The 23,164-nt window shown below is 39.6% G+C and carries 22 protein-coding genes; 12 read left to right on the forward strand and 10 right to left on the reverse strand.

Translation table 11 applies throughout. From position 1 onward, the window contains the following. Window positions 1-14: 14 nt before the first annotated feature. The gene (locus tag QMA08_RS12500) at window positions 15-728 is read right to left on the reverse strand and encodes a YggS family pyridoxal phosphate-dependent enzyme (RefSeq protein WP_272451626.1); all 714 of its coding nucleotides are present in this window, start codon (window positions 726-728) and stop codon (window positions 15-17) included. 2 nt (window positions 729-730) lie between these two features. Here QMA08_RS12500 and QMA08_RS12505 point away from each other — a divergent pair, with 2 nt between their 5' ends. Further along, the gene (locus QMA08_RS12505) at window positions 731-1,771 is read left to right on the forward strand and encodes a type IV pilus twitching motility protein PilT (protein WP_039488318.1); all 1,041 of its coding nucleotides are present in this window, start codon (window positions 731-733) and stop codon (window positions 1,769-1,771) included. Between the two features lie 9 nt (window positions 1,772-1,780). Then, window positions 1,781-2,917, forward strand: coding sequence for a PilT/PilU family type 4a pilus ATPase (locus QMA08_RS12510; protein ID WP_002961946.1), 1,137 nt, complete (start codon window positions 1,781-1,783; stop codon window positions 2,915-2,917). A gap of 75 nt (window positions 2,918-2,992) precedes the next feature. Here QMA08_RS12510 and ruvX read toward each other — a convergent pair whose 3' ends face one another. The 6 genes from ruvX to QMA08_RS12540 form a co-directional block, all read right to left on the reverse strand. Continuing rightward, window positions 2,993-3,442 (reverse strand): Holliday junction resolvase RuvX, encoded by a 450-nt coding sequence (ruvX, locus tag QMA08_RS12515; protein WP_002961947.1) that lies wholly within the window; start codon window positions 3,440-3,442, stop codon window positions 2,993-2,995. A 37-nt stretch (window positions 3,443-3,479) separates the two neighbouring features. Then, window positions 3,480-4,037, reverse strand: a complete 558-nt coding sequence (locus QMA08_RS12520; RefSeq protein ID WP_002961948.1) for a YqgE/AlgH family protein — start codon at window positions 4,035-4,037, stop codon at window positions 3,480-3,482. A gap of 115 nt (window positions 4,038-4,152) precedes the next feature. Beyond that, window positions 4,153-5,103 (reverse strand): glutathione synthase, encoded by a 951-nt coding sequence (gshB, locus tag QMA08_RS12525; RefSeq protein WP_138489656.1) that lies wholly within the window; start codon window positions 5,101-5,103, stop codon window positions 4,153-4,155. 54 nt (window positions 5,104-5,157) lie between these two features. Next, window positions 5,158-5,892 (reverse strand): 16S rRNA (uracil(1498)-N(3))-methyltransferase, encoded by a 735-nt coding sequence (gene rsmE, locus QMA08_RS12530; RefSeq protein ID WP_290174620.1) that lies wholly within the window; start codon window positions 5,890-5,892, stop codon window positions 5,158-5,160. 69 nt (window positions 5,893-5,961) lie between these two features. Then, window positions 5,962-6,462 (reverse strand): hypothetical protein, encoded by a 501-nt coding sequence (locus QMA08_RS12535; protein WP_002961951.1) that lies wholly within the window; start codon window positions 6,460-6,462, stop codon window positions 5,962-5,964. A 65-nt stretch (window positions 6,463-6,527) separates the two neighbouring features. Then, window positions 6,528-7,421, reverse strand: coding sequence for a hypothetical protein (locus QMA08_RS12540; RefSeq protein ID WP_039488320.1), 894 nt, complete (start codon window positions 7,419-7,421; stop codon window positions 6,528-6,530). Window positions 7,422-7,498: 77 nt separating this feature from the next. Here QMA08_RS12540 and glnE point away from each other — a divergent pair, with 77 nt between their 5' ends. Further along, window positions 7,499-10,294, forward strand: coding sequence for a bifunctional [glutamate--ammonia ligase]-adenylyl-L-tyrosine phosphorylase/[glutamate--ammonia-ligase] adenylyltransferase (gene glnE, locus QMA08_RS12545; RefSeq protein WP_290174621.1), 2,796 nt, complete (start codon window positions 7,499-7,501; stop codon window positions 10,292-10,294). A gap of 51 nt (window positions 10,295-10,345) precedes the next feature. Here glnE and QMA08_RS12550 read toward each other — a convergent pair whose 3' ends face one another. The 3 genes from QMA08_RS12550 to tolC form a co-directional block, all read right to left on the reverse strand. Next, a complete protein-coding gene (locus QMA08_RS12550) occupies window positions 10,346-10,918 on the reverse strand; it encodes a toxin co-regulated pilus biosynthesis Q family protein (RefSeq protein ID WP_002961954.1) in 573 nt (190 codons plus the stop codon). Window positions 10,919-10,959: 41 nt separating this feature from the next. Then, on the reverse strand, window positions 10,960-11,889 hold the full coding sequence (gene lpxL / locus QMA08_RS12555) for an LpxL/LpxP family Kdo(2)-lipid IV(A) lauroyl/palmitoleoyl acyltransferase (RefSeq protein ID WP_290174622.1): 930 nt from the start codon (window positions 11,887-11,889) through the stop codon (window positions 10,960-10,962). A gap of 111 nt (window positions 11,890-12,000) precedes the next feature. Beyond that, window positions 12,001-13,356 carry an outer membrane channel protein TolC gene (gene tolC / locus QMA08_RS12560; protein WP_002961956.1) on the reverse strand — a complete coding sequence of 452 codons (1,356 nt, stop codon included), beginning with the start codon at window positions 13,354-13,356 and terminating at the stop codon, window positions 12,001-12,003. Between the two features lie 151 nt (window positions 13,357-13,507). Between tolC and QMA08_RS12565 the strand changes: the two genes are divergently transcribed. From QMA08_RS12565 to rraB, 9 genes are all read left to right on the forward strand, one after another. After that, the gene (locus QMA08_RS12565) at window positions 13,508-14,134 is read left to right on the forward strand and encodes an NUDIX domain-containing protein (protein ID WP_290174623.1); all 627 of its coding nucleotides are present in this window, start codon (window positions 13,508-13,510) and stop codon (window positions 14,132-14,134) included. 26 nt (window positions 14,135-14,160) lie between these two features. Continuing rightward, window positions 14,161-14,619: a DUF1249 domain-containing protein gene (locus QMA08_RS12570; protein WP_039488324.1), complete on the forward strand. Its 459-nt coding sequence runs from the start codon at window positions 14,161-14,163 to the stop codon at window positions 14,617-14,619. After that, entirely contained in the window at window positions 14,606-15,391 is a 786-nt protein-coding gene (locus QMA08_RS12575; RefSeq protein ID WP_290174624.1) for a metallophosphoesterase, read from the forward strand. The genes QMA08_RS12570 and QMA08_RS12575 overlap by 14 nt, the downstream gene beginning before the upstream one ends. After that, window positions 15,376-15,936: a YqiA/YcfP family alpha/beta fold hydrolase gene (locus QMA08_RS12580; protein ID WP_002961960.1), complete on the forward strand. Its 561-nt coding sequence runs from the start codon at window positions 15,376-15,378 to the stop codon at window positions 15,934-15,936. The genes QMA08_RS12575 and QMA08_RS12580 overlap by 16 nt, the downstream gene beginning before the upstream one ends. A gap of 107 nt (window positions 15,937-16,043) precedes the next feature. After that, on the forward strand, window positions 16,044-17,933 hold the full coding sequence (gene parE / locus QMA08_RS12585; protein ID WP_002961961.1) for a DNA topoisomerase IV subunit B: 1,890 nt from the start codon (window positions 16,044-16,046) through the stop codon (window positions 17,931-17,933). Between the two features lie 29 nt (window positions 17,934-17,962). After that, the gene (locus tag QMA08_RS12590; RefSeq protein WP_290174625.1) at window positions 17,963-19,057 is read left to right on the forward strand and encodes a PQQ-dependent sugar dehydrogenase; all 1,095 of its coding nucleotides are present in this window, start codon (window positions 17,963-17,965) and stop codon (window positions 19,055-19,057) included. A gap of 10 nt (window positions 19,058-19,067) precedes the next feature. Then, complete coding sequence (parC, locus tag QMA08_RS12595) at window positions 19,068-21,362, forward strand: DNA topoisomerase IV subunit A (protein WP_002961963.1); 2,295 nt, start codon at window positions 19,068-19,070, stop codon at window positions 21,360-21,362. Between the two features lie 162 nt (window positions 21,363-21,524). After that, on the forward strand, window positions 21,525-22,238 hold the full coding sequence (locus QMA08_RS12600) for a 1-acylglycerol-3-phosphate O-acyltransferase (RefSeq protein ID WP_149603218.1): 714 nt from the start codon (window positions 21,525-21,527) through the stop codon (window positions 22,236-22,238). Next, entirely contained in the window at window positions 22,238-22,573 is a 336-nt protein-coding gene (gene rraB, locus QMA08_RS12605) for a ribonuclease E inhibitor RraB (protein ID WP_002961968.1), read from the forward strand. The genes QMA08_RS12600 and rraB overlap by 1 nt, the downstream gene beginning before the upstream one ends. Window positions 22,574-23,164: the final 591 nt, after the last annotated feature.

The following is a 23,164-nucleotide window of genomic DNA, read 5'->3' on the forward strand; positions in this document are numbered from 1 at the left end:
TCTGTTATCACCTTTTAAGTTCGTGTTCCAAAAATGTCTGTGCCGATCCTTACCATGGTTGAGCCTGCGCTAATGGCAGCTTCAACATCGTTACTCATACCCATCGACAAAGTATCTACTTGAGGATATTGGGTCTTTAGTTTATCAAAGCAAGTTTGTAATTGCTCAAAAGATTGAATTTGCGTATCCAGATCGTTGCTTTTAGCGGGAATTGCCATTAAACCTCGAAGTGTTAAGTGCTCACATTGGTTAATATAATCGGCAAGTTCATCTATTTCATCGCGGCGGCAACCTGACTTTGCTTCCTCATTACTTATATTTACTTGAATAAGTATATTAAGAGGCGGTTTATCGTCTGGGCGCTGGGAATCTAATCGCTTTGCTATTTTAATGCGATCAACACTTTGCACCCAATCAAAGTTAGCAGCTACTAATGCACTTTTATTTGATTGAATAGGGCCAATGAAATGCCAAATGATGTCGCTATATGACTGTAGTTGAGCTATTTTATCTATAGCCTCTTGAACATAAGATTCACCAAATTCGCGCTGACCATGCTCATAAGCTGCAATAATATCTTCGCTTGGTTTAGTTTTAGACACTGCTAGTAGAGTAACTTCGTTAGTGTTTCGCTGTGTGTTTTTTGCCGCGTCTGCAATTCTAGCGTAGGCGGATGTGAGTCGTTCTGCTATTGTAACCATATATTTATCAGTTAGTTGTGGAGTCATAAATGGATATTACCGAATTATTAGCGTTTAGTGTGCAACACAAAGCATCCGATTTACATTTATCGTCGGGTGTTTCACCTATGATACGCGTAGACGGTGATGTTCGCCGCATTAATATACCAGCCCTTGCAGACAAAGACGTAAACAGTCTGGTTTACGATATTATGAACGATAATCAACGCAAGGACTACGAACAAAATCTCGAAGTGGATTTTTCGTTTGAAGTGCCTAATTTAGCACGTTTTCGTGTGAATGCATTTAACTCTAATCGCGGGCCCGCTGCGGTATTTCGTACTATACCAAGTGAAGTGTTAACGCTTGATGATTTAGGCGCGCCAGATATTTTTAAAACAATCTCTGATACCCCACGTGGACTCGTGTTAGTAACAGGGCCAACGGGTTCTGGTAAATCAACAACACTTGCCGCTATGGTCGACTATATAAATCAAAATAAACATCACCATATTCTAACAATAGAAGATCCAATCGAGTTTGTTCACGATAATAAATTAAGTTTAATTAACCAACGCGAAGTTCACCGCGATACACATAGCTTTTCAAACGCGCTACGTAGTGCATTGCGTGAAGACCCTGATGTAATACTTGTGGGTGAGTTACGTGATTTAGAAACAATTCGTCTTGCAATGACCGCTGCCGAAACGGGTCACTTAGTGTTTGGCACGCTACATACAACATCTGCACCAAAAACTATTGACCGTATTATTGATGTATTCCCAGGTGAAGAAAAAGCTATGGTGCGCTCAATGTTATCTGAATCTTTACGTGCGGTAATTTCACAAACACTGCTTAAAAAAATTGGTGGTGGGCGAGTTGCAGCACACGAAATTATGATTGCAGTCCCTGCTATTCGTAACTTAATTCGTGAAGATAAAATTGCACAAATGTATTCGTCTATTCAAACCGGTGCGTCTGTGGGCATGCAAACAATGGATCAGTGTTTAACTAATTTAGTTAATCACGGTATTGTTACAAATGCGGCAGCGAAAGAAAAAGCGCAAGACAAAACACAATTTGGTGGGTAAGAAATTATTATGGCTTTATCTTTAAACGACTTTTTACTCATAATGATTGAGAAAAAGGGTTCTGACCTATTTGTATCGAGTCAGTTACCTGTAAGTGCAAAAATAAACGGCGAGCTAATAGCTCTCAGTGACGATAGACTGACTGATGAGCAATCGCTTGAGTTAGTAGAATCTGCAATGAGCGAAAAGCAAAAAGCAGAGTTTCATACAACGAAAGAATGTAACTTTGCGATTGCTACCGACGAAGGGCGTTTTCGTATTTCTGCTTTTTGGCAGCGCGATAGAGCAGGTATGGTTATTCGTCGTATTGTGACGCAAATTCCTGATGTAAGTGATTTAGGTCTGCCATCTACGCTGACAGATGTAATTATGTCTAAACGCGGTCTTGTCTTATTTGTAGGTGGTACAGGTACGGGTAAATCGACCTCACTAGCTGCACTTATTGGTTATCGAAACCGTAATCAACGAGGTCATATACTGACCATTGAAGATCCGATTGAATTTGTTCATGAGCATCGTAAAAGTATTATTACTCAGCGCGAAGTAGGGCTTGATACAGAAAGCTTTGAGTCGGCACTTAAAAGCTCATTACGCCAAGCTCCAGATGTTATTTTGATTGGTGAAATTCGATCGCAAGAAACCATGGAATACGCCCTAAGCTTTGCTGAAACCGGACACCTATGTGTTGCGACACTACATGCTAATAATGCGAACCAAGCGATTGACCGTATTATGCATTTAGTTCCAAAAGAAAAACACGATAAGCTTAAGTACGACTTAGCACTTAACTTACGTGCCATTGTTGCTCAGCAACTAGTGCCGACTGCTGATGGTGAAAGCCGAGTTGCAGCTATTGAAATATTGCTTAATTCACCAATGGTCGCTGAACTGATTAAAAATGGTGATATTGGCGGAATTAAAGAGGCAATGGCTAAGTCGAAAGAAATGGGCATGCAAACCTTTGACCAAGCGTTATTTGAGTTGTACAGACAGCAGCGAATTAACTACGCTGATGCACTGCACCATGCTGACTCACCAAATGATTTACGCTTAATGATAAAACTGCGCAATAACGAACAACAAGGTGCGGGCTTTTTACAGGGCGTTACTATTGATGGCCTTGATGATAAAAATAGCGATCAATAATTTAAAAAGTAATTAATGAAAAAGCGCCAATTGGCGCTTTTTTTATTTGTATAAAGGGTTGTTTATATAGCCAGCTTATTCACCGTAACTAGATTCAAAAAAACTTTCTAAAATAATAACCGCAGACATATTATCTACGTTACCTTTACCTAAGTTTTTATAGCCGCCACTTTCAAAAAGTCGCGCTTTAGCGTCCGCTGTTGTTAAACGCTCATCTTGTGTTTGCACAGGAATTCCATAATGATTATGCAATCTGTTGGCAAACTTTTTTGCTTTAAAGGTAACCTCTTGTGATGTTCCATCCATATTTAGCGGTAAACCAACAACCATTAAGTCAGGCTGCCACTCGGCTACTTGTACGGCGATATGGTCCCAGTTAGGAATGCCATCTTGTGCTTTTACAGCCTTAAGGCTAGACGCACTGCCGGTTAACTCTTGCCCAATAGCAATACCAATACTTTTGGTGCCAAAGTCAAAGCCCATTACAGTGCGTTCGCCTTGCGGCTTAAGCGATTTTTTTGTCATGTGTATCTTGTTTAAGTTTGCTAAGGGTTAGTTACTATTATGCGTGACCAGCTTCAGGGCTAAGTTGGCTAATATCAAAGCCCAACATTGAAACTGCTTTTTCCCATCGTTTTTCAACGGGGGTATCAAAAATGATCTTCGGATCGGCTTCTATGATCAACCAGCTGTTATCAAGTAACTCTTGTTCGAGTTGTCCTTGCTCCCACCCTGAATAACCAAGTGTAATAATAAACTGCTCTGGTGCTTGTGCAGTGGTTAAGTTTGCTAGAACGTCTTTTGAGGTAGTGATCATAATATCGCTACTGAGTTTTTGACTTGCTGAATAACCCGATTGGGGAGAGTGCAGTACAAAACCACGGTCAGTTTTAACGGGCCCACCTGCAAAGACACTTACTTTTGCTGCGTTTTGCGTTTTGTCGTTATCAATTTCTATTTTATCTAAAAGTTCGCCAACAGTAACATCAATAGGTTGGTTTATTACCAAACCCATAGCCCCATCTTCATTGTGCTCACAAATATAGGTAACAGCACGTTTAAAAAAAGGGTCTTGCATTGACGGCATCGCGATTAAAAAATGATTTTCTAATGACTGCATAGATTTCACCCTTTTTAGTTAATGAACTTTGAGTATGGCATAGTTATTTAAATTGACATAAAAAGCCCATTAATTGCATGAAAGGCTTAAACTAATGGGCTTTTTATTGTGGTAATTACTTACCTAATTTACGCTCAATCGCATCAAATAAAATACCTGTGATAGAAATATCATAAGCAGCTTCAATTTCGCGTACGCACGTTGGTGCAGTTACGTTAATTTCAGTTAATTTATCGCCAATAATATCTAAACCTACAAATATTAAGCCTTTTTCTTTGAGCGTTGGTGCAACAGCTTGCGCTATTTTTAAATCTGATTCGCTAAGAGGACGGGCTTCGCCTCGACCGCCTGCAGCCAAATTACCGCGTGTTTCACCATTTTGCGGTATACGCGCTAAACAATATGGAATAACTTCGCCATCAACTACTAGTACGCGCTTATCGCCTTGTTTGATCTCTGGAATGTAATTTTGCACCATTGCGAAGCGGCTGCCGTGCTCTGTTAACGTTTCACAAATTACACCAATGTTGGCATCGTCTTCTCTGATGCGAAAAATCGATGCGCCACCCATGCCATCAAGCGGCTTTAAAATAATGTCTTTATGCTGTGCTAAAAATTCACGAATTTGTTTTTGGCTACGTGTAACAAGTGTGTCTGGCGTATGCTCGCTAAACCATGCTGTAAATAGCTTTTCGTTAGCATCGCGAAGGCTTTGTGGCTTGTTAATTATTAACGTACCTTCTTGTTCAGCCCGCTCTAAAATATACGTCGCGTAAATGTATTCAGTATCAAAAGGAGGGTCTTTACGCATTAAAATTACGTCAAGATCGGCAAGGGCTATAGTGGTTTTTTCTTCAAGCTCATACCATTTTTCTGTATTATTAAACACTTGCGCTTTAGACGCTGTAGCGTACGACTTACCTTTACGAAGAGATAAATCGTCCATCTCCATATAATAAATTTCGTAGCCACGTTCTTGCGCTTGCATCATCATTGCAAAACCGGTGTCTTTTTTGATGTTAAATCCACTAATAGGATCTGAAATAATACCTAACTTAATTGCCATGCGCTGTGCCTTACTATAAATGTTACTGTTTATATGAGGGTGCTTTTAGTTATTTCAATTAGCTAAATCGCCAAATTGAAGTTGTAATGCACTTAAGACCGTTAAAGCGGCTGTTTCCGTTCGTAAAACGCGCGGGCCTAAGCGAATATCTACAAATTCTAGTTGTTTGGTTAGTGCCATTTCATCGTCGGTAAAGCCACCTTCGGGGCCTACTAAAAAGCGTACGCCATCTTTAGGTACCGTAATGGTTTTAATGCTGTGCTCAGCACGAGGGTGAAGAGTGAGCTTAATTGCATTGGTTTGTTGTGCAAGCCATTGTTTTAAATCTATAGGTGGGTGAATAATTGGCACAAAATTACGCCCTGACTGCTCAGCTGCTGCAATTGCAATTTTTTGCCATTGTTGGTGTTTTTTCTCAAGACGATCGCCCATTAGTTTCACGCCACAGCGCTGACTAAAAATAGGGGTGATTTCGGTAATACCTAGTTCAACTGACTTTTGAATTGTAAAATCCATCTTATCACCACGGGATACACACTGACCTAAATGAATTTTAAGTGGAGATTCTACATCGTGAGGGTTAAGTTCTAATGGCATTACGACGACTGTTTTTTTTGTTACCTCAATTATTTCACTAAGGTATTCGCCACCTTCGCCATTAAAAATAGATACATGCTCGCCTACTTTCATGCGCAGCACTCTGCCAATATGCCCTGCAGCATCGTCATCTAAAGTTACAGGGGTGTTTAGGGCAATACTCGATGTTTGATAAATATGAGGAACTCGCATAGGGCGTCACTTACTACATAGCGTAAAAATATATATTGCTATGGTAAGTAAGCTGGGGGCTGTGCGCAATTATTTATTTTTATTAAGTTGTTCGGCGAGATCTATTAAATCTTGTGGGGTGTGCGCTATATCGTGATGATTTTGCGAAGGTTCCGTTAACGTCTCGTCGGTAACCCGGCTTAGTGTATAGCCTGTATCATCAAGATTTATTAAAAAGCGTTCTTTATGCAAGGAGTTATAAATAAAGCGCTGCTTATCACTTGCGAGTAAATAATCGGTGCTATTGAAAAGGACTCCGTGTAAATCGTGATGATCTTTTAAATAATTAATTAACTCAGAAACGCTTATTTCGTTTTCAAGATCGCAATAACTATAGTCTTTAATAAGCTCGTCAAACATCATTTTTACTAATTGGCGGGTATTACTCCCTGCAGCAATAAGTGTACTCGCTTTTGTTATGCCATTACTATTTACATAGTATTCGGCAAATGCGCGGCTAAATTCGTTGTCTATGTCAATTAACAAATAGTTCGTTATTTCAGGCGGCATAGAGCTAGGACCTTGTTGCATCTAAGTAATTACCATTATTACTTAAATGCAGACGTTTTAATTGCTGTATTTTCAGTAAAAAAGGTCTAAAGAGAAAACATACTAATAAGTAAATAACCTATAGCACAAAAAACAGCAAATTCTATGCATGCTACCCCAATATTATCTTGATGGTCTATTTCAAGAGCCGTATCAATATTTGGTAAAGAGATAATTTTTATCACATACGTTAAGCTGTAAAGTAGTATCCACATTACACCGCAATGCATTACAAGTGTAAATATGTTTTCAACCATTTTACCGTTTTGAAATGCTGCGCTAGATAAACCAGCATATACAGCCAACGCTAAGCCAATTGATTTTCCAGCATATCTTATACCAATAGATGTATTTTCTAGGTTAAAGTTACTTTGTAGTGACGCACCTTGGTTTGCTTTTGCAAAACGGTGTTCTCGTATTTTGCTATCAAGTGCAAACATCCCCTGAAGTGTAAAAAAGCTAACGCAAGCAATAAGTAAGTTGCTAAACCCTTGCGTGTGGGTCCACGTGTACAAGCCCAGAGCAATAATACAGTTAGCGATTAACATTCCTGAGTCTACCAATGCAGCACATACATTTTGTTTTAGTATGGCAGCTTCTTCATTAAACCTGTGGAGTATCCATTTTCTGTGAATTAAATGGCCCACTTTTATAAAAGTGAATAAGAGAACAATAATAATTAACACTTTTAAAGGGTTTGACTGTGCCGTGCTTACGCTTATTTCGTCAAATAAAAAGGCTATAGTGGCTATAACGACTGATATTTCAGATGCAAAACTAATACCCATGGCAAAGTTGTCGTGTTGCGCTAACTCATCTTTAAGCGCTTGTTTTGCTTTGATTTGAGTGACAACTCGTAAACAAAAAATAGTTATGCAAATAACCGCAAAACTAATGGCAATCGCAATAAAACTAGTGTTAGATAAAGACAAATATGACATGGTGATCCTAATTAAGTTAACCTTTCTAGGTTTTAATCATTCTAGTACGGTTATTGATGATATAAAAGAGAGGATTGATGAGTAACGTAAAGCAACTTCCTATTCAATTACAAAAACTTGGCTTGATGCGCTTTGAACAGTTATACCCGCAGCAAAGTAAACAAAGTGAAGTTGTAAGGTTATTAGCATTAAGCGACTTTGCTTGGCGCAGTTTAGAGTCACAACCTGATTTAAATACCTGGCTATTATGCAAAGACGAAATACAAAATAGAGTAATAGATTCTCCTTTTAAAAACCTGAATTTAGCTGACCTTGATGAAGCACAGTGTCATAAAGTACTTCGTCAATATCGTGAAAAGTACTGGCTTAAAGTCGCCTTTTTAGATTTATGCTGTAACAACCCCATTGCCGATAGTATTAATTACATAAGCCAACTGGCTGACATGTTAATTAATAGCGCCAACCAATGGGCGCATGCACAGGTGGCAAAAGTAAATGGTGAACCGCTTGATGAGCAAAACCAAGCAATGCCGCTAATGGTATTGGGGATGGGGAAGCTTGGCGGACAGGAGCTAAATTATTCCTCTGATATTGATCTTATTTTTGCGTATCCGCGCAGCACAAAAACCCAAGGTGGCCGCAGAAGCCTTGAGGCCCAAGTATTTTATACCAAAGTTGCACAAAAACTGATTGCAGCACTTAACCAAGCCACCGGTGATGGGCAGGTATTTAGAGTTGATATGCGCTTACGTCCGTTTGGCGAAAGCGGCCCTTTGGTTATGAGCTTTAATGCCATTGAAGATTACTACCAAGAACAAGGGCGCGACTGGGAACGCTACGCCATGTTAAAAGGGCGCTTAATTGGCACCCCTAATAAATATTGGGATGAATTTATTAAGCTTTTAAAGCCGTTTGTTTACCGCCGGTATATTGATTTTTCGGTGATTGAATCCTTGCGTAAAATGAAGTTAATGATTGCACAAGAGGTTCGCCGTAAACGCTTAACTAATAATATAAAACTAGGCGCTGGTGGTATTCGTGAAGTTGAATTTATAGTGCAAGCCCTGCAAATGGTAAGAGGTGGGCGAGAGGCTAATTTACAAACCCAATCTTTACTCAAAGCATTAAATGAGTTGGCACTTAACCAAGTTATAGATGAGCAAGAAGCAAGCGAGCTGAAACGCAATTACCTTTATTTACGTAAAGTTGAGCAGTACCTTCAAATATTTGACGATCAGCAAACGCAAACACTCCCCGATGATGAATTGAATCAGCAGCGCTTAAATTTATTATTAGAACAAGCTGATTTTTCTGCCACTTTAAACACTATAGAAAAGGTGATGAAACAAGTTAACGGTGAGTTTGCACTTGTGATTGGCGAGGAAACCGTGCCACTTGATACCTGCGAAGGCGCATTTATTAGTGCTTGGGATCATGGTGATGTGAGCTTTTTAAAAGAGGCCAGAGATGAATGGCAAGCACCCCTTAACGATTTTAAATTAAGGCTGTCTAAGGTAAATATAGGTAACCGAGGGCGTGACACTCTTGATAAGTTAATGCCCGTTTTACTAAATCAATTAAATGACTTTAATGCCAGTGCAGCAGCTTTCACAATGGTTTGCCAAATTTTTAATAAGATAATTTCGCGTACTGCCTATTTAGAATTGCTTTACGAAAACCAAGGTGCATTAAAGCAACTCGTTTTACTGTGTTGTCATAGCAAATGGATAGGGGAGCATATTTCTCGCTACCCGATATTACTTGATGAACTAATAGACCCCGCAGTTCTTTATAAACCAACCCCGCTCACGTCGTATAAAGATGAAATAAGACAGTATTTTTTACGAATAGAGCATGACGATTTAGAACTGCAAATGGAGTCGCTTAGGCAATTTAAGCAAACGCATCAATTACGAATTGCTGCCGCCGATGCAACCGGTGTTCTTGATGTAATGAAAGTAAGCGATCATTTAACCGTACTGGCAGAGGCGATTGTTGACCAAGCCGTTAATATTGCATGGCATAACACTGTTAAGCGCTTTGGGATGCCCCCTGGCACAGATGATGAGAATAAAGGTTTTGCTGTTATTGCATATGGTAAAACAGGTGGCTTAGAAGTCGGATACGACTCAGATCTAGATTTGGTGTTTGTGCATAACCATGATGGCTCAAGCCTAACTAATGGTGAAAAACCGATAGATTCTCGTCAGTTTTATTTAAAGCTCGCTCAGCGCTTAATGCATTTATTTAATACCCGTACTGCATCGGGCATTTTATACGAGCTTGATACGCGATTACGTCCTGAAGGAGCCTCTGGTTTATTGGCTATCAATTTAGAGAGCTTTAATCACTATCAGCAAACTCAAGCATGGACGTGGGAGCATCAAGCACTTGTTCGGGCTCGATTAATTTTAGGTCAAAACGATCTGATAGATCGTTTTTCACAAATTCGTAAAAACATACTTTGCCAGCAGCGCGATGATACCGTGCTAAAAGCTGATGTAATAAAAATGCGCGAAAAAATGCGCGACCATCTAGCGAAGGGAAATATTGATCAATTTGATTTAAAACAAGATGTTGGTGGCATGGCTGATATTGAGTTTATTACGCAATATTTAGTACTTAAACACGCAAACGAGTTTGAACAGCTTACAGTTTACTCAGATAACGTAAGAATATTAACGGATGCGGCAAATATAGGTTGTATTACTAAAGAGCAAAAGCAGCAGTTGATAAAAGCGTATATTGATTACCGCTCGTGTTATCACGTGTTGAGCTTGGAGCAAAAAGGCAAATTGATCCCGCGAGAAACGTTTTTACAAGATATTACTAACGTAACTAATATTTGGAATAGTATTTTTGAATTGAATTGAATTGAATTGAAAAACCCAAGCGCTTGCTTGGGTTTTTGTATGTGTAAACCCTTAAACCTTTAGTTTTAAACAGTTTGTACGTACAAATTCTGATGGTAACTCGGTAATAACCGCTGCTCTTTGTTTATGGCAAAAGTAAGTATAAACCTCATGCTCAAAGTCATCATTTATAGCGCGCCCAATTTGGTACAGTGCCGAAGTAAAGTTACTGTCTACTCTAAAATGATCTTTAACTACGTAATCTTTACTTAAGTACCAGTAGAGCTCAATACCCTCGTTTTTAGCATATTGATTAAGTACATCTTTAAGAGTTGTGCCATTTTCAAAGCGCCTAGGTTCAACTTCTCCAGTCCAATTTGTCGGCATTGGATCTACTGTTCGCGCACGTTCAGCCAATACTCTATCCAAGGTTTGTTCTGGTGTTTTAAGTTTTAAAACAAATTGATCTCGTTCTTTATTACTTTTTACTTGGTTACGAATGGAGGAGTAAAAGCGTGATAATCCTTCGGCGGCTGCATTTTTAGATTTTTTAATATCAAATACAGAACCATCACCCACTAAAAAGTATACGGCGAGTGCTATTAGCACGGCTGCAAATGATAAATGTCTAATCCAAAACCACATGATTATTACCCACCTTATTTGTTCCTATTATTGTTATACCATTACTTTTTATAAAAAGAAGGGGTATTTTTATCCGGTCGAGTTTTAAAGCGACGGTGTAGCCACATGTATTGCTCTGGAGCGGCATTAACAGATTGTTCCATGCGTTGATTTACACGTGTTACATCAGCCTTATCATCACCACTTGGGAAGTTTTCAAGCTCAGGTACTACCTCTAAATGATACTTACCATTTTCGTCGCGACGCGAGATTAAGCTCATAGTTTCGCAGTTTTTACTGCCAGCAAACATAAGAGTACCTGTTGTCGTTGCTGCGTCAGGTACGGCGTAAAATGGCACAAATTCACAGCGGTTACGGCCGTAATCTTGGTCAGGTAAGTAATAGCATACTTTTTTGTTTTTTAATGATTTTAGTAAGCCTTTTACATCTTTTCGGCCAATTAGGTATTCGTTAGAACGAAGGCGGCCATTCGTTGTAAAGTATTCCATTAGAGCGTTGTTATGAGGGCGGTAAAAGCCTAAACCTTGGCATTTTAATCCCATTACACGACTCGCCATTTCAAGATGCAGAATATGAGGTACAAGTAATAAAACACCTTTACCAGATGCCTGTACGCGCTCAAAGTGCTCCAAACCTTTGATTGAGCCATATACACTTTTTACTCGCCACTGCGGCCACCACCAAGCCATGCCGGTTTCAACCATTGCAATGCCGGTGTTTTCCATATTTTTGAGTACAAGTTCTTTTTGATCTGCTTCGCTCATATCAGGAAAACACAGCTTAATATTTACTTCTGCAATATGGCGACGGCGCTTCATAAATTTATGGACTAAGCGGCCAAGTTGTTTACCCATTGCCAGCTGTAGCTTTTGTGGTAGCCAAGAAATTAAGTATAAAAATAAAACGCCAACCCACGTTAGCCAGTATCGAGGGCCTAAAAAAGATGCTTTAAAAGGAGATGAGGTGACCACAAAAATCTCTCTGAGAATAAAAACGATAGTTTAACGCTAAGCGCTATAAAATACAAAAAGCCAGCTACATGCTGGCTTTGAATAAATCTATATTATGTTTAGCTGTAAAAGTTAAGCTGATTTTAAACCTTGGTTTATAGCAACCAAATCTTCACTTGTTAGTGTACCCGCAGCTTGTTTTAAGCGAAGGGTAGATAACACATAACGGTAACGCACATCAGCAAGGTTACGTTTTGCATCGTATAAATTTTGCGTACTCACTAGTACGTCAACAATGGTACGAGTACCTACTTCAAAACCGGCTTCAGTTGCTTTAAGGGCACTTTGAGCTGAAACAACCGCTTGCTCTAGCGCTTTGTAAGTCGCAATATCTGAAACAACTTGATTATAAGATGTAATTACTGTGCGAGTGACTGCGCGGTAATTTGTTTCATAATCTTGGCTCGCTGATACGTAAAACGCACGCGCTTGGTTTGTTGCAGCAACCGTTGCGCCACCTGAATATAAAGGTACGCTAAAGTTAAGCCCAACAGAACTTGAGTCTGAACGCGGTTGGTCATCAAAATTAGCGCCATTTATTTGAGTGTCTGTAAGAGAGTCACCATAACTTGCACTTAGAGTTAGTTTTGGATAATGACCTGCTTTTGCTAATTCAATTTGATCTTTTGCAATATCAACCGTTACTTTAGAGACTTGTAAGTTGATATTTTTATCTTCAGCTACTTTAACAAAGTCGCTTGAGCGCTTAGTTGGCTTAGTTGTTGAGAAAGTATCTGTATTTAAAAAGTCTAATTTTTCGTGATATTTACCAGTTATCTCACGAAGTTGCTCGCGTGCAGTTTCTACAGCATTACTGGCAATAATTTCTTGGGCTACTGAGTTATCAAACTGAGCTTGTGCTTCGTGTACGTCTGTTATAGCTGTTAAACCTACTGCATAACGTTGTTTTGTTTGCTCAAGTTGACGTGCAATGGCACGTTTTTCAGCTTCGACAAATTCAAGGTTATCACTGGCACTTAATACGTTAAAATAACCTTCAGCAACGCGTACAATTAAATTTTGTTTAGCTGCATCATATAGGCCGCTTGCTTGTAGAGCTTGCTTATCGGCAATATCTAAAGTGTTCCAAGCACCTAAATCAAATAATGTTTGGCTTAAACTTACACCACGAGAGAATTGGTCTGTATCACTTTCAACTTTAACTTGGTTAGATAAGTCGCCAACGCTTTGGTACGACGTTGCATCGCTTTTCGTATAACCCATAGTTAAACCAATTTGAGGTAATAGTGCACTCATCGCCAAATCGCTTTGGTAAGACTGCGCATCGGCTTGGGCTTTTGCTTTTAAAACAGTAGGATCGTTAGCTGTTGCTATTTCAAAAACTTGTAGTAAATCTTCAGCTTTCACTGCTGTTGCACCTAGTGCGCATGATAAACTAACTAGCGCCGCAAGAATGTTCTTTTTCATGTGGGGTTCGGTCCTTAGACAATTTTTGTACTAAAAGCATGTTAACCTGTTTTACTGCATAACAAAAAAAATAATTAGTAAAACAGTATGTTCAAGTGTAACAGAATATATTAACGCATTTTAAAGCTTTAGATAAGTAGGAGGTAGGCACGTGGTTGATAAAAAGCTCGTTCAATTTACACATAAAGATGTAAATTTAAAGTCAATAAAAAACCTTTATAAAGGTTTTTTTCAGGTTGATTTATACCAGTTTGAACATGCTCTTTTTGCGGGTGGAAAATCAGAGCTAATTAGCCGAGAAATATTAGAACGTGGCGATGCAATTGCAGTACTCCCTTACGATCCAATATCAGATACTGTTCTTTTAATTGAGCAAATACGTATTGGCGCTATTAAAAGTAAGCATTCGCCGTGGCTACTAGAATGTATAGCCGGAATGACTGACGGCAGTACGGATTACGAATCAGTTGTAAAAAAAGAAGCGTATGAAGAAGCTGGGCTTGAATTAACTGAACTTGAATTTATGCTTTCATACCTATCAAGCCCTGGTGGTACAACTGAGCGCTTACATTTATATTTAGCGCGTACTGACTTAAGCCAAGTGAAATCAGGTGTATATGGTCTTGAAACTGAAGGCGAGGATATAAAAACTCATATTTTATCGGTTGATGATGCGCTAATGCGCCTCAATAACGGTGAAATGGATAATGCGGCAACGGTTATTTGTATGCAGTGGCTTGCGCTAAATCGCGAAAAAATGGCAAGCAAATGGGCATAAACTCTTACTAATATTATGGCGGAACTTTGACAGCACAATTAGCAACAAATCGATATATTCAAAGCCTCCCAAAGTATTTAACACTTTGTGAGCATAACTATGTGCGACTATTAAAGTTGTTACCGAGCGAGCGCAATATAGGAAGCATTCGTGAAGTAAAACTTGGCAACAGTGAATTTGCTACAAAAATTGATGGCAGCGCAAAATACACTATGGATATTTCAATTAAGCAGCTAACAGGAATGGTTAAAGGGATAGCGCCGCTGTATTTAACGGTGCGTTTGTATCACGATGCGAAAGTAGCTGAAATTATTCATCACGATTACCATCAACGCATAAAACCATCGTACGGATACCCCAACCCTAAAATGCATCAAAAAGATGAAAAGTATCAACTTAATGCTTTTTTATACGACTGGTTAGTGGCCTGTGTAGAACACGGGCAAGCAACATTAAATTGGGATGTAAATAATGGCTTGGTTTGATGATACATATACATTTGATAAATCATCTTTGTGCATTGCGCATATTACCGACAGCCATTTATTTGCAGATAAAAATGGTGAATATTTTAATGTAAATACTGCAGCCCATTTTGAACAAGCTTTGGCACACATCGCTGAGCAGCCAGTAGATTGCGTAATTTTTGGTGGTGATTTAACACAAGACCATAGTTTCGAATCGTACTTATTATTTAGTGAACTTATAAATGCCAGTGACATCACTTGCCCTGTATTTTGGGTACCAGGTAATCATGATGAACTAGTAATGCTTAATCGCATAAGTAGCGGAAAAATAAATTCGGCTAAACATATTATTGCTAACGGGGTTGAGCTGCTTCTTATTAATTCTAAAGGACCCACGCCCGCAGGATGGGTTACTGGCGCGCATTTAGATGAAATAACTGATACTTTAGTCAACTCGAATAATAGTAAAGTTATCTTTTGCCATCATAATCCGCTGCCAATAGATGGCTATCTTGATAAGCACTTATTAGAAAATGGTCCACAGCTTTTAAATATTTTAGTTAATAGTAATAATGTATCTGCGCTTTTTCATGGTCATGTACACAACGATTATGAACAAAACTTTAGAGGCTTGCCTATATATGCAAGTCCTGCCAGTTCAGTCCAGTTTGTAAAATACACTCCAAAGTGGGAGCAAAAAAATGCAGGGCCTGCTTACAGAATGCTAAATATAAAGAGTAAAAAAGATAAAGTTGAAGTAAAAACGGAAGTGGTATGGCTAAGCGCGTAATTTATATTCATGGCTTTAATAGTTCACAAAAATCATATAAAGCTGTGCGCTTTGGTGAGCTTATGGCAAACTATGACGTTGATTATTGTGTACCGAACTTAAACCACGAGCCCCTACAAGCTATAATTGAGCTTGAACAATTACTAACGCCAGATACCGTTTTATTAGGTAGCTCGTTAGGTGGTTTTTTTGCCACGTATTTATCGCAGCGTTATCAAATTCCTGCAGTGGTCATTAATCCCGCGGTCGCACCTTATAATTTATTACAGTCGTTACTTGGGCCTAATTATAATCCGTATCAAGATTATCATTACGATTTAAATAACAGTCATATTGAGGCGCTGAAACTACTCGCTGTAGATAAATTAGCACATCCTGAGTTACTGTATTTATTACAGCAAACAGGCGATGAAGTGTTGAACTTTCAACACGCAGTAAAATATTATTCGCAATGCAAGCAATTGATAGAGTTTGGTGGCGATCATAGCTACGTTGAATTTGAACGCACCTTTGCAAGTATTGTAGATTTTCTTAAAATCACGTAAAACTAGTTAGCCTGAACTGAGGTTAGTTACTATATTAACGCTTTAGCGCATATAACAATAAAACTAGTAAACGTATTAGAGCCTTAGCGGATATAAAGACAAAAACTATGAGTGATCAAAATTATAACGCCGAAGCCATTGAAGTACTTAATGGATTAGATCCGGTAAAACGACGCCCAGGGATGTACACCGATACCGTACGCCCAAACCATTTAGGCCAAGAGGTTATCGATAACAGTGTCGATGAAGCTATGGCGGGCCACGCTACTCGTATCGACGTAATTCTCCACGAAGATAACTCGCTCGAAGTGAGCGATGACGGACGTGGTATGCCTATTGATATTCACCCTGAGGAAGGTATCCCTGGGGTTGAACTAATCTTCACTAAGTTACACGCCGGTGGTAAGTTTTCTAATAAAAACTATCAATTTTCGGGTGGTTTACACGGTGTAGGTATTTCTGTAGTAAATGCGTTGTCTACACGTGTAGAAGTAACCGTAAGGCGCGACGCTCAACAATACAGAATGGCATTTGAAAATGGCGATAAAGTAGAAGATTTGAGCGTAATTGGTACTGTTGGTAAGCGCAATACAGGTACCACCGTTCGTTTTTGGGCTGATGTTAGCTACTTTGATTCACCAAACTACTCAATTACCAAGCTTAATCATTTATTAAAAGCCAAAGCGGTCTTATGCCCAGGACTGCGTATTAAGTTTGTTAATAAGCAAACAAAAGAAACCAAAGAATGGTTTTACGAAACTGGCTTAAAAGATTACCTAATTGAAGCCGTTAAAGGGTTTGAAACATTACCGCAAGACCCATTTGTTGGTGAATTTAAAAGCTCAATTGAAGGCGCTGATTGGGCTGTTGTATGGCTACCTGAAGGTGGCGAATCAATAGCGGAAAGCTACGTAAACTTAATTCCTACTGCGCAAGGTGGTACACATGTAAATGGTCTGCGCCAAGGCTTGCTTGAAGCAATGCGAGAGTTTTGTGAGTTTAGAAATTTACTACCTCGTGGCGTAAAGCTAACACCGGATGATATTTGGGAGCGTTGTAGTTACGTATTGTCGGTTAAAATGCAAGATCCACAATTTGCAGGGCAAACCAAAGAAAAGCTTTCATCACGTTCATGTGCCGCATTTGTATCGGGGGTTGTAAAAGATTCGTTTAGTTTATGGCTAAATGAACATACCGATACCGCAGAATTATTAGCTGAGTTATGTATTTCAAACGCGCAAAGCCGTTTGCGTGCAGCTAAAAAAGTCGTACGTAAACGAGTTACTGCAGGCCCTGCATTACCAGGTAAATTGACCGATTGTAGTGCTGCCGATAATGACCGAACCGAGCTGTTTTTAGTGGAAGGTGATTCTGCTGGTGGTTCTGCCAAACAAGCGCGAGACCGTGAATTTCAGGCAATTATGCCGCTACGTGGTAAAATTTTAAATACTTGGGAAGTAGAGTCGGGGCAAATACTAGCATCACAAGAAGTACATGATATTTCAGTGGCACTGGGTATTGACCCAGAATCAACAGATATGTCGGGACTGCGTTACAATAAGATTTGTATACTGGCCGATGCTGACTCGGATGGACTACACATCGCAACATTGTTATGTGCACTGTTTGTTCGTCATTTTCCAGAGTTAGTAAAAACAGGGCATGTGTATGTTGCAATGCCGCCATTATTTAGAATAGATATTGGCAAAGAAGTTTATTACGCCCTAGATGAAGAAGAGAAAACCGCAATTTTGGCGCGCATAGAAGCCGAGAAAAAACGCGGAAAAGTAAACGTACAACGATTCAAAGGTCTGGGTGAAATGAATCCGTTACAGCTTCGTGAAACCACTATGGATCCTAATACACGACGCTTAGTGCAGCTTACGCTTGATGAAGAAGTAGAAACCATGGAAATGATGGATATGCTACTTGCTAAAAAACGATCGCCTGATCGTCGTCAATGGTTAGAAGATCATGGTAACAAGGCGCTCGTTTAATTGCTTGTGCCTAACACTAGGAGAGACGAATGAAAAAATTACTAGGAAGTTTGCTGTTACTTGGGCTGACTAGCGCTCCTGCAATGGCTAAAAATATACTTGATAAGCTCACCGTAGCACCTGGGTTTGAAATTAGTTTATTTGCAAATGATGTAGAAAATGCACGTCAAATAGCTGTTTCTAAAAAAGGTATTGTGTATGTTGGCTCTCGTAAAGCGGGCAACGTATATGCGCTTATTGATCACAATAGCGACGGCGTAGCAGATAAAAAAATTGTTGTGGCTAAAGGCTTAAACATGCCCTCTGGCATAGCAATTAAAGATGGCGATTTATATGTAGGCGAAGTGCATCGTATTATTCGCTTTAAAAATATTGATACCCAATTAAAAGATCCAAAGTTTGATGTGGTCTATAACAAACTACCGAGTGAGCGTCATCATGGTTGGAAATTTTTACGTTTTGCACCAACGGGAGAATTAATCATTCCGGTGGGTGTACCGTGTAATATTTGTGCTGAGGATGAACGTTTTGGTCGTATTTTTGCCCTTAATGTAGAAACAAAACAAATAAAAACAATAGCTAAAGGCGTTAGAAACACGGTGGGTTTTGATTTTCATCCTGCTACTCAAGCTTTATGGTTTAGTGATAACGGTCGCGACATGATGGGCGATGATATTCCGCCTGATGAGTTAAATCGTGTAACACAAGAGGGTGAGCATTTTGGTTTTCCGTATGTTCATGCCGGCGCAATTATTGACCCTGAGTTTGGGGAAGGTAAAAACATTGCCGATTACACATCGCCAGCACTTGCACTTCCAGCGCACGTAGCGCCACTAGGTATTCATTTTTATAACGGTAAGCAATTTCCAGCAAGTTATAAGCAACAATTATTTGTTGCTGAACATGGCTCATGGAACCGTTCTAAAAAGTCAGGCTATAAAGTAGGCCTTGCAACAATCGAAGTAGGTCGCGTAACTAAATATACGCCATTTATTACTGGCTTTATGAAAGACGAAACAACATTTGGACGCCCTGTTGCATTTGCAGAATTAGGTGACGGCAGTCTGTTAGTAAGCGATGATTACGCCAATGTAATCTACCGTGTAAGCTATAAGAAAAACTAGGTAAGCTTTAATGAGTGATACAGATACCTTGCTAATGCAAGGAATTGAGCAACAAACAATGGGGCGTTTTACCGAAGACGCCTATTTAAATTATTCCATGTACGTAATTATGGACCGTGCCCTACCGCATGTAGGTGATGGCTTAAAACCAGTGCAGCGTCGTATTATTTATGCGATGAGCGAATTGGGCTTGTCGGCTAACGCTAAGTACAAAAAATCAGCCCGTACAGTGGGTGACGTACTCGGTAAGTACCATCCACACGGCGACAGTGCCTGTTACGAAGCGATGGTATTAATGGCGCAGCCGTTTTCTTATCGCTACCCTTTGGTAGATGGACAAGGAAACTGGGGTGCGGCAGATGACCCTAAATCGTTTGCAGCAATGCGTTATACCGAAGCGCGTTTATCTAAGTTTTCTGAAGTTCTGCTTAAAGAGCTTGGCCAAGGCACCGTTGATTGGACACCAAACTTTGATGGCACCATGGATGAACCTGTAGTATTGCCTTCTCGTTTACCGCATATTTTACTCAATGGTATAACGGGTATCGCCGTAGGTATGGCAACAGATATTCCGCCACATAACGTACGTGAAGTGGCTAGCGCATGTTGTTTATTACTTGATAAACCAAAAACAGAGCTTGAAGAATTACTTGAGCTTGTACATGCACCAGATTACCCAACAGATGCTGAAATAATTACCCCAAAAGCCGATATTCATAAAATATATAAAACCGGTCGTGGGTCTATCAAAATGCGTGCGGTTTACACCGAAGAGCATGGCGATATTGTTATTACAGCGCTGCCGCATCAATGTTCAGGTGGTAAAGTACTTGAGCAAATTGCAGCGCAAATGAACGCTAAAAAATTACCTATGATTGCTGATTTACGTGACGAGTCAGATCACGAAAATCCAACGCGTATTGTAATTATTCCGCGCTCAAACCGCATTAAAGCTGAGCCATTAATGGCGCACTTATTTGCAACCACCGATCTTGAAAAAAATTACCGCGTAAACTTAAACATGCTAGGCCTAGATGGTCGCCCGCAAGTTAAAGACTTGCGCTGTATTTTAAGTGAGTGGCTAACATTTAGACGCGAAACAGTGCGTCGTCGTTTGCAGTATCGTTTAGATAAAGTATTAGCACGTTTGCATATTTTAGAAGGTTTATTAGCAGCCTTTTTAAATATCGATGAAGTGATTGAAATCATCCGCAGCGAAGACAAACCAAAGCCTGTATTAATGGAGCGCTTTGATTTAACTGATACGCAAGCAGAAGCTATTTTAGAATTAAAACTTCGTCATTTAGCAAAACTTGAAGAGTTTAAAATTCGCGGTGAGCAAGATGAACTAGCCAAAGAGCGTGATAAATTAGCGCAAATTTTGGGCTCAGAACGTCGTATGTCGACACTGCTGAAAAAAGAAATTCAAGAAGCCGCTGAAATGTACGGTGACGATCGTCGCTCGCCAGTGATTGAGCGCTCAGAAGCGAAAGCACTTAACGAAAAAGATTTAATTCCATCAGAGTCAGTCACTGTTGTGCTATCTGATAAAGGCTGGGCACGCGTTGGTAAAGGCCATGATTTAGATGTACAAGGCTTAAATTACCGTTCAGGTGATGGCTTTAGAGCCTCGGCTCGGGGTAAGAGCAATCAACCTGCTGTATTTTTAGATTCAGCAGGGCGGGCATTTGCAACCGATGCGCACAGTCTGCCTTCGGCGCGTAGCCAAGGTGAACCAATGACAGGTCGTTTTAACTTAACACCAGGTGCTAATTTTGAGCACGTGGTAATGAGTGAAGACGAGCAAGTATTGCTTATGGCGTCAGATGCAGGTTACGGCTTTATTACCGACTTTAAAGACTTAGTGAGTAAAAATAAAAATGGTAAAGCGCTGGTAAGTGTCCCTAAGGGTGGAATATTACTTTCTCCTATTAGGGTGAACGATGTTGCTAGTGATTACTGTATGGCTATTTCTAACGAAGGTCGCATGCTTTTATTCCCGCTGCGTGACTTACCAAAACTTAGCAAAGGTAAAGGGAATAAGATTATTTCTATTCCTGGAGCTAAAGTACAAGCCCGTGAAGAGTTTGTAAAAGTGCTTGCTGTTGTGCCACAAGGAAGCAGTGTTACGCTTCATGCTGGTAAGCGTAAACTAACGCTTAAACCATCTGATTTAGAGCATTATCATGGTGAGCGAGGGCGTAGGGGTAATAAACTACCGCGCGGCTTACAGCGTGTTGACGAAGCCGTTGTTGAGCTAACCCCACAAGATGATGAACCAATAGAAGCCATTAACGAAGAGTAACCAATTACTTTTTTGTATAAATAAAAACGGTCTGCATTTGCAGGCCGTTTTTGTTTTAAAATAAAGAGCTTGCATATTTCAGCGTACACTTGTGCGCTATTGACTCGTCTGTGTCACAAAATAACGCTATAATAATCATAATTGATCTTTGGAGAAACTCATTTGCTAGCTGTTATACGCGTTTTTATTATGCTGATGTTTATATTATTCAGTTGTATTTTTGGTTTATTACTTTCGATAGTAAGACCATTTCATCCCAATAATGTACATATTATAGCGGGCTGGTTTGGCTCAATGGCTAAAATGATTGGCGTTAAATTAGTTTTAACACGTCATAAAGATGCAATTGATGCAGGCCCTGCAGTTTATGTTGCTAATCATCAAAATAGCTACGACTTATTTACAGTGCCTGCAATGGTGCCTAAAAACTGCGTAAGTTTGGGGAAAAAGAGCTTAAAGTGGATCCCATTTTTCGGTCAGCTTTATTGGTTGTCGGGTAATATATTAATAGACAGATCGAATCGCTCCAAAGCAGCAGGAACTATCTCCAAAGCAGCCGAAAAAATTAAAAATAATGGCTTATCTGTATGGATGTTTCCAGAAGGCACACGAAGCTATGGAAGAGGGTTGCTACCGTTCAAAACAGGTGCTTTTCACACCGCAATGAGCGCAGATGTACCCATAATTCCGGTATGTATGAATACAACACATAAAACCATTAAGCTAAATCGTTGGGATAATGGTACAATTTACATCGAAATGTTAGCGCCTATACCGCTTGATAAAGAAATTAGCGCGCGTGAGCATGCTAAAAGCGTGCATAGCATTATGGCTGCTAAAATAACTGAATTAGATGCTCAAGTGAGAGAAAAATAATGGAAAACTGGCGTGAAATAAGTGAAGACATCGTAAGTTCACTACTTGAAGATGGATCAGATCCTGAAATACTTTATGAAGTAGAACACCATTTTGTGTGTGAAGACTTCCCTAAACTAGAGCAAGCTGCATTGGCTGCTTTTAAATTAGGCTACGATGTTGAAGAGCCAGCAGAGCTTGAACTTGAAGATGGCAGTAAAATTTGGAGCTTTGACATTGTAGTTGAAGCTGAGCTAGACGTAGACGTTATTATGGAAGACGTTGATAAGCTAGCGCAACTAGCCGTTGAGTGCGATGTTGAATACGACGGTTGGGGCACTTACTTTCAAGAGTAATTAGCTGACTGTTATATAAAAAGGCGATCATTGCAAAGTGCTCGTCTTTTTTAATGCCTGTAAAAGCGTGCTAGCAAACATGCGCTGCCCTTTAGATAGTAACTCTTTGTTGCCTAAATCGATGTGGTAAGGGGCGTGAACAGGACGCGGAAGCTTTGCTCTGTTTTTACATACTTTCACATAAAGGTAAGCCAGTCGCATAACGTAGGAATAGCTACCTGGCTGGCTAGGTTATAAACCTCGCGCCGCGATTTAACAGCCCCTAGATTAAACTAATTTCAATCCACAAAAAAACACGCCGAGTTCTGCTAAAAAATCTAATATGAGCTAAATTAAATTAACCATCTAGGTATTTTTAATACTTTATTTAAAACTTATTGGTATTTTTTGTATAAATATCATTAATAAATTATCTACAAAAAAGAATTCCTCCCACTGAGTTCAAATACCTCTTAAGTTCTTTAAGCTAGCTTTCACAAATATTTAATTTTTAAATTCTTATTTCAAATGCATCTTGTACTGCCATGCTTAAATTTTATTTATACAAATAGTACGAGGTAATTGGTTAACCAATGGTATTTTAGCGCATTA

This window comes from Pseudoalteromonas sp. APC 3355 (assembly GCF_030407615.1).
Taxonomy (GTDB): Bacteria; Pseudomonadota; Gammaproteobacteria; order Enterobacterales; family Alteromonadaceae; genus Pseudoalteromonas; species Pseudoalteromonas distincta.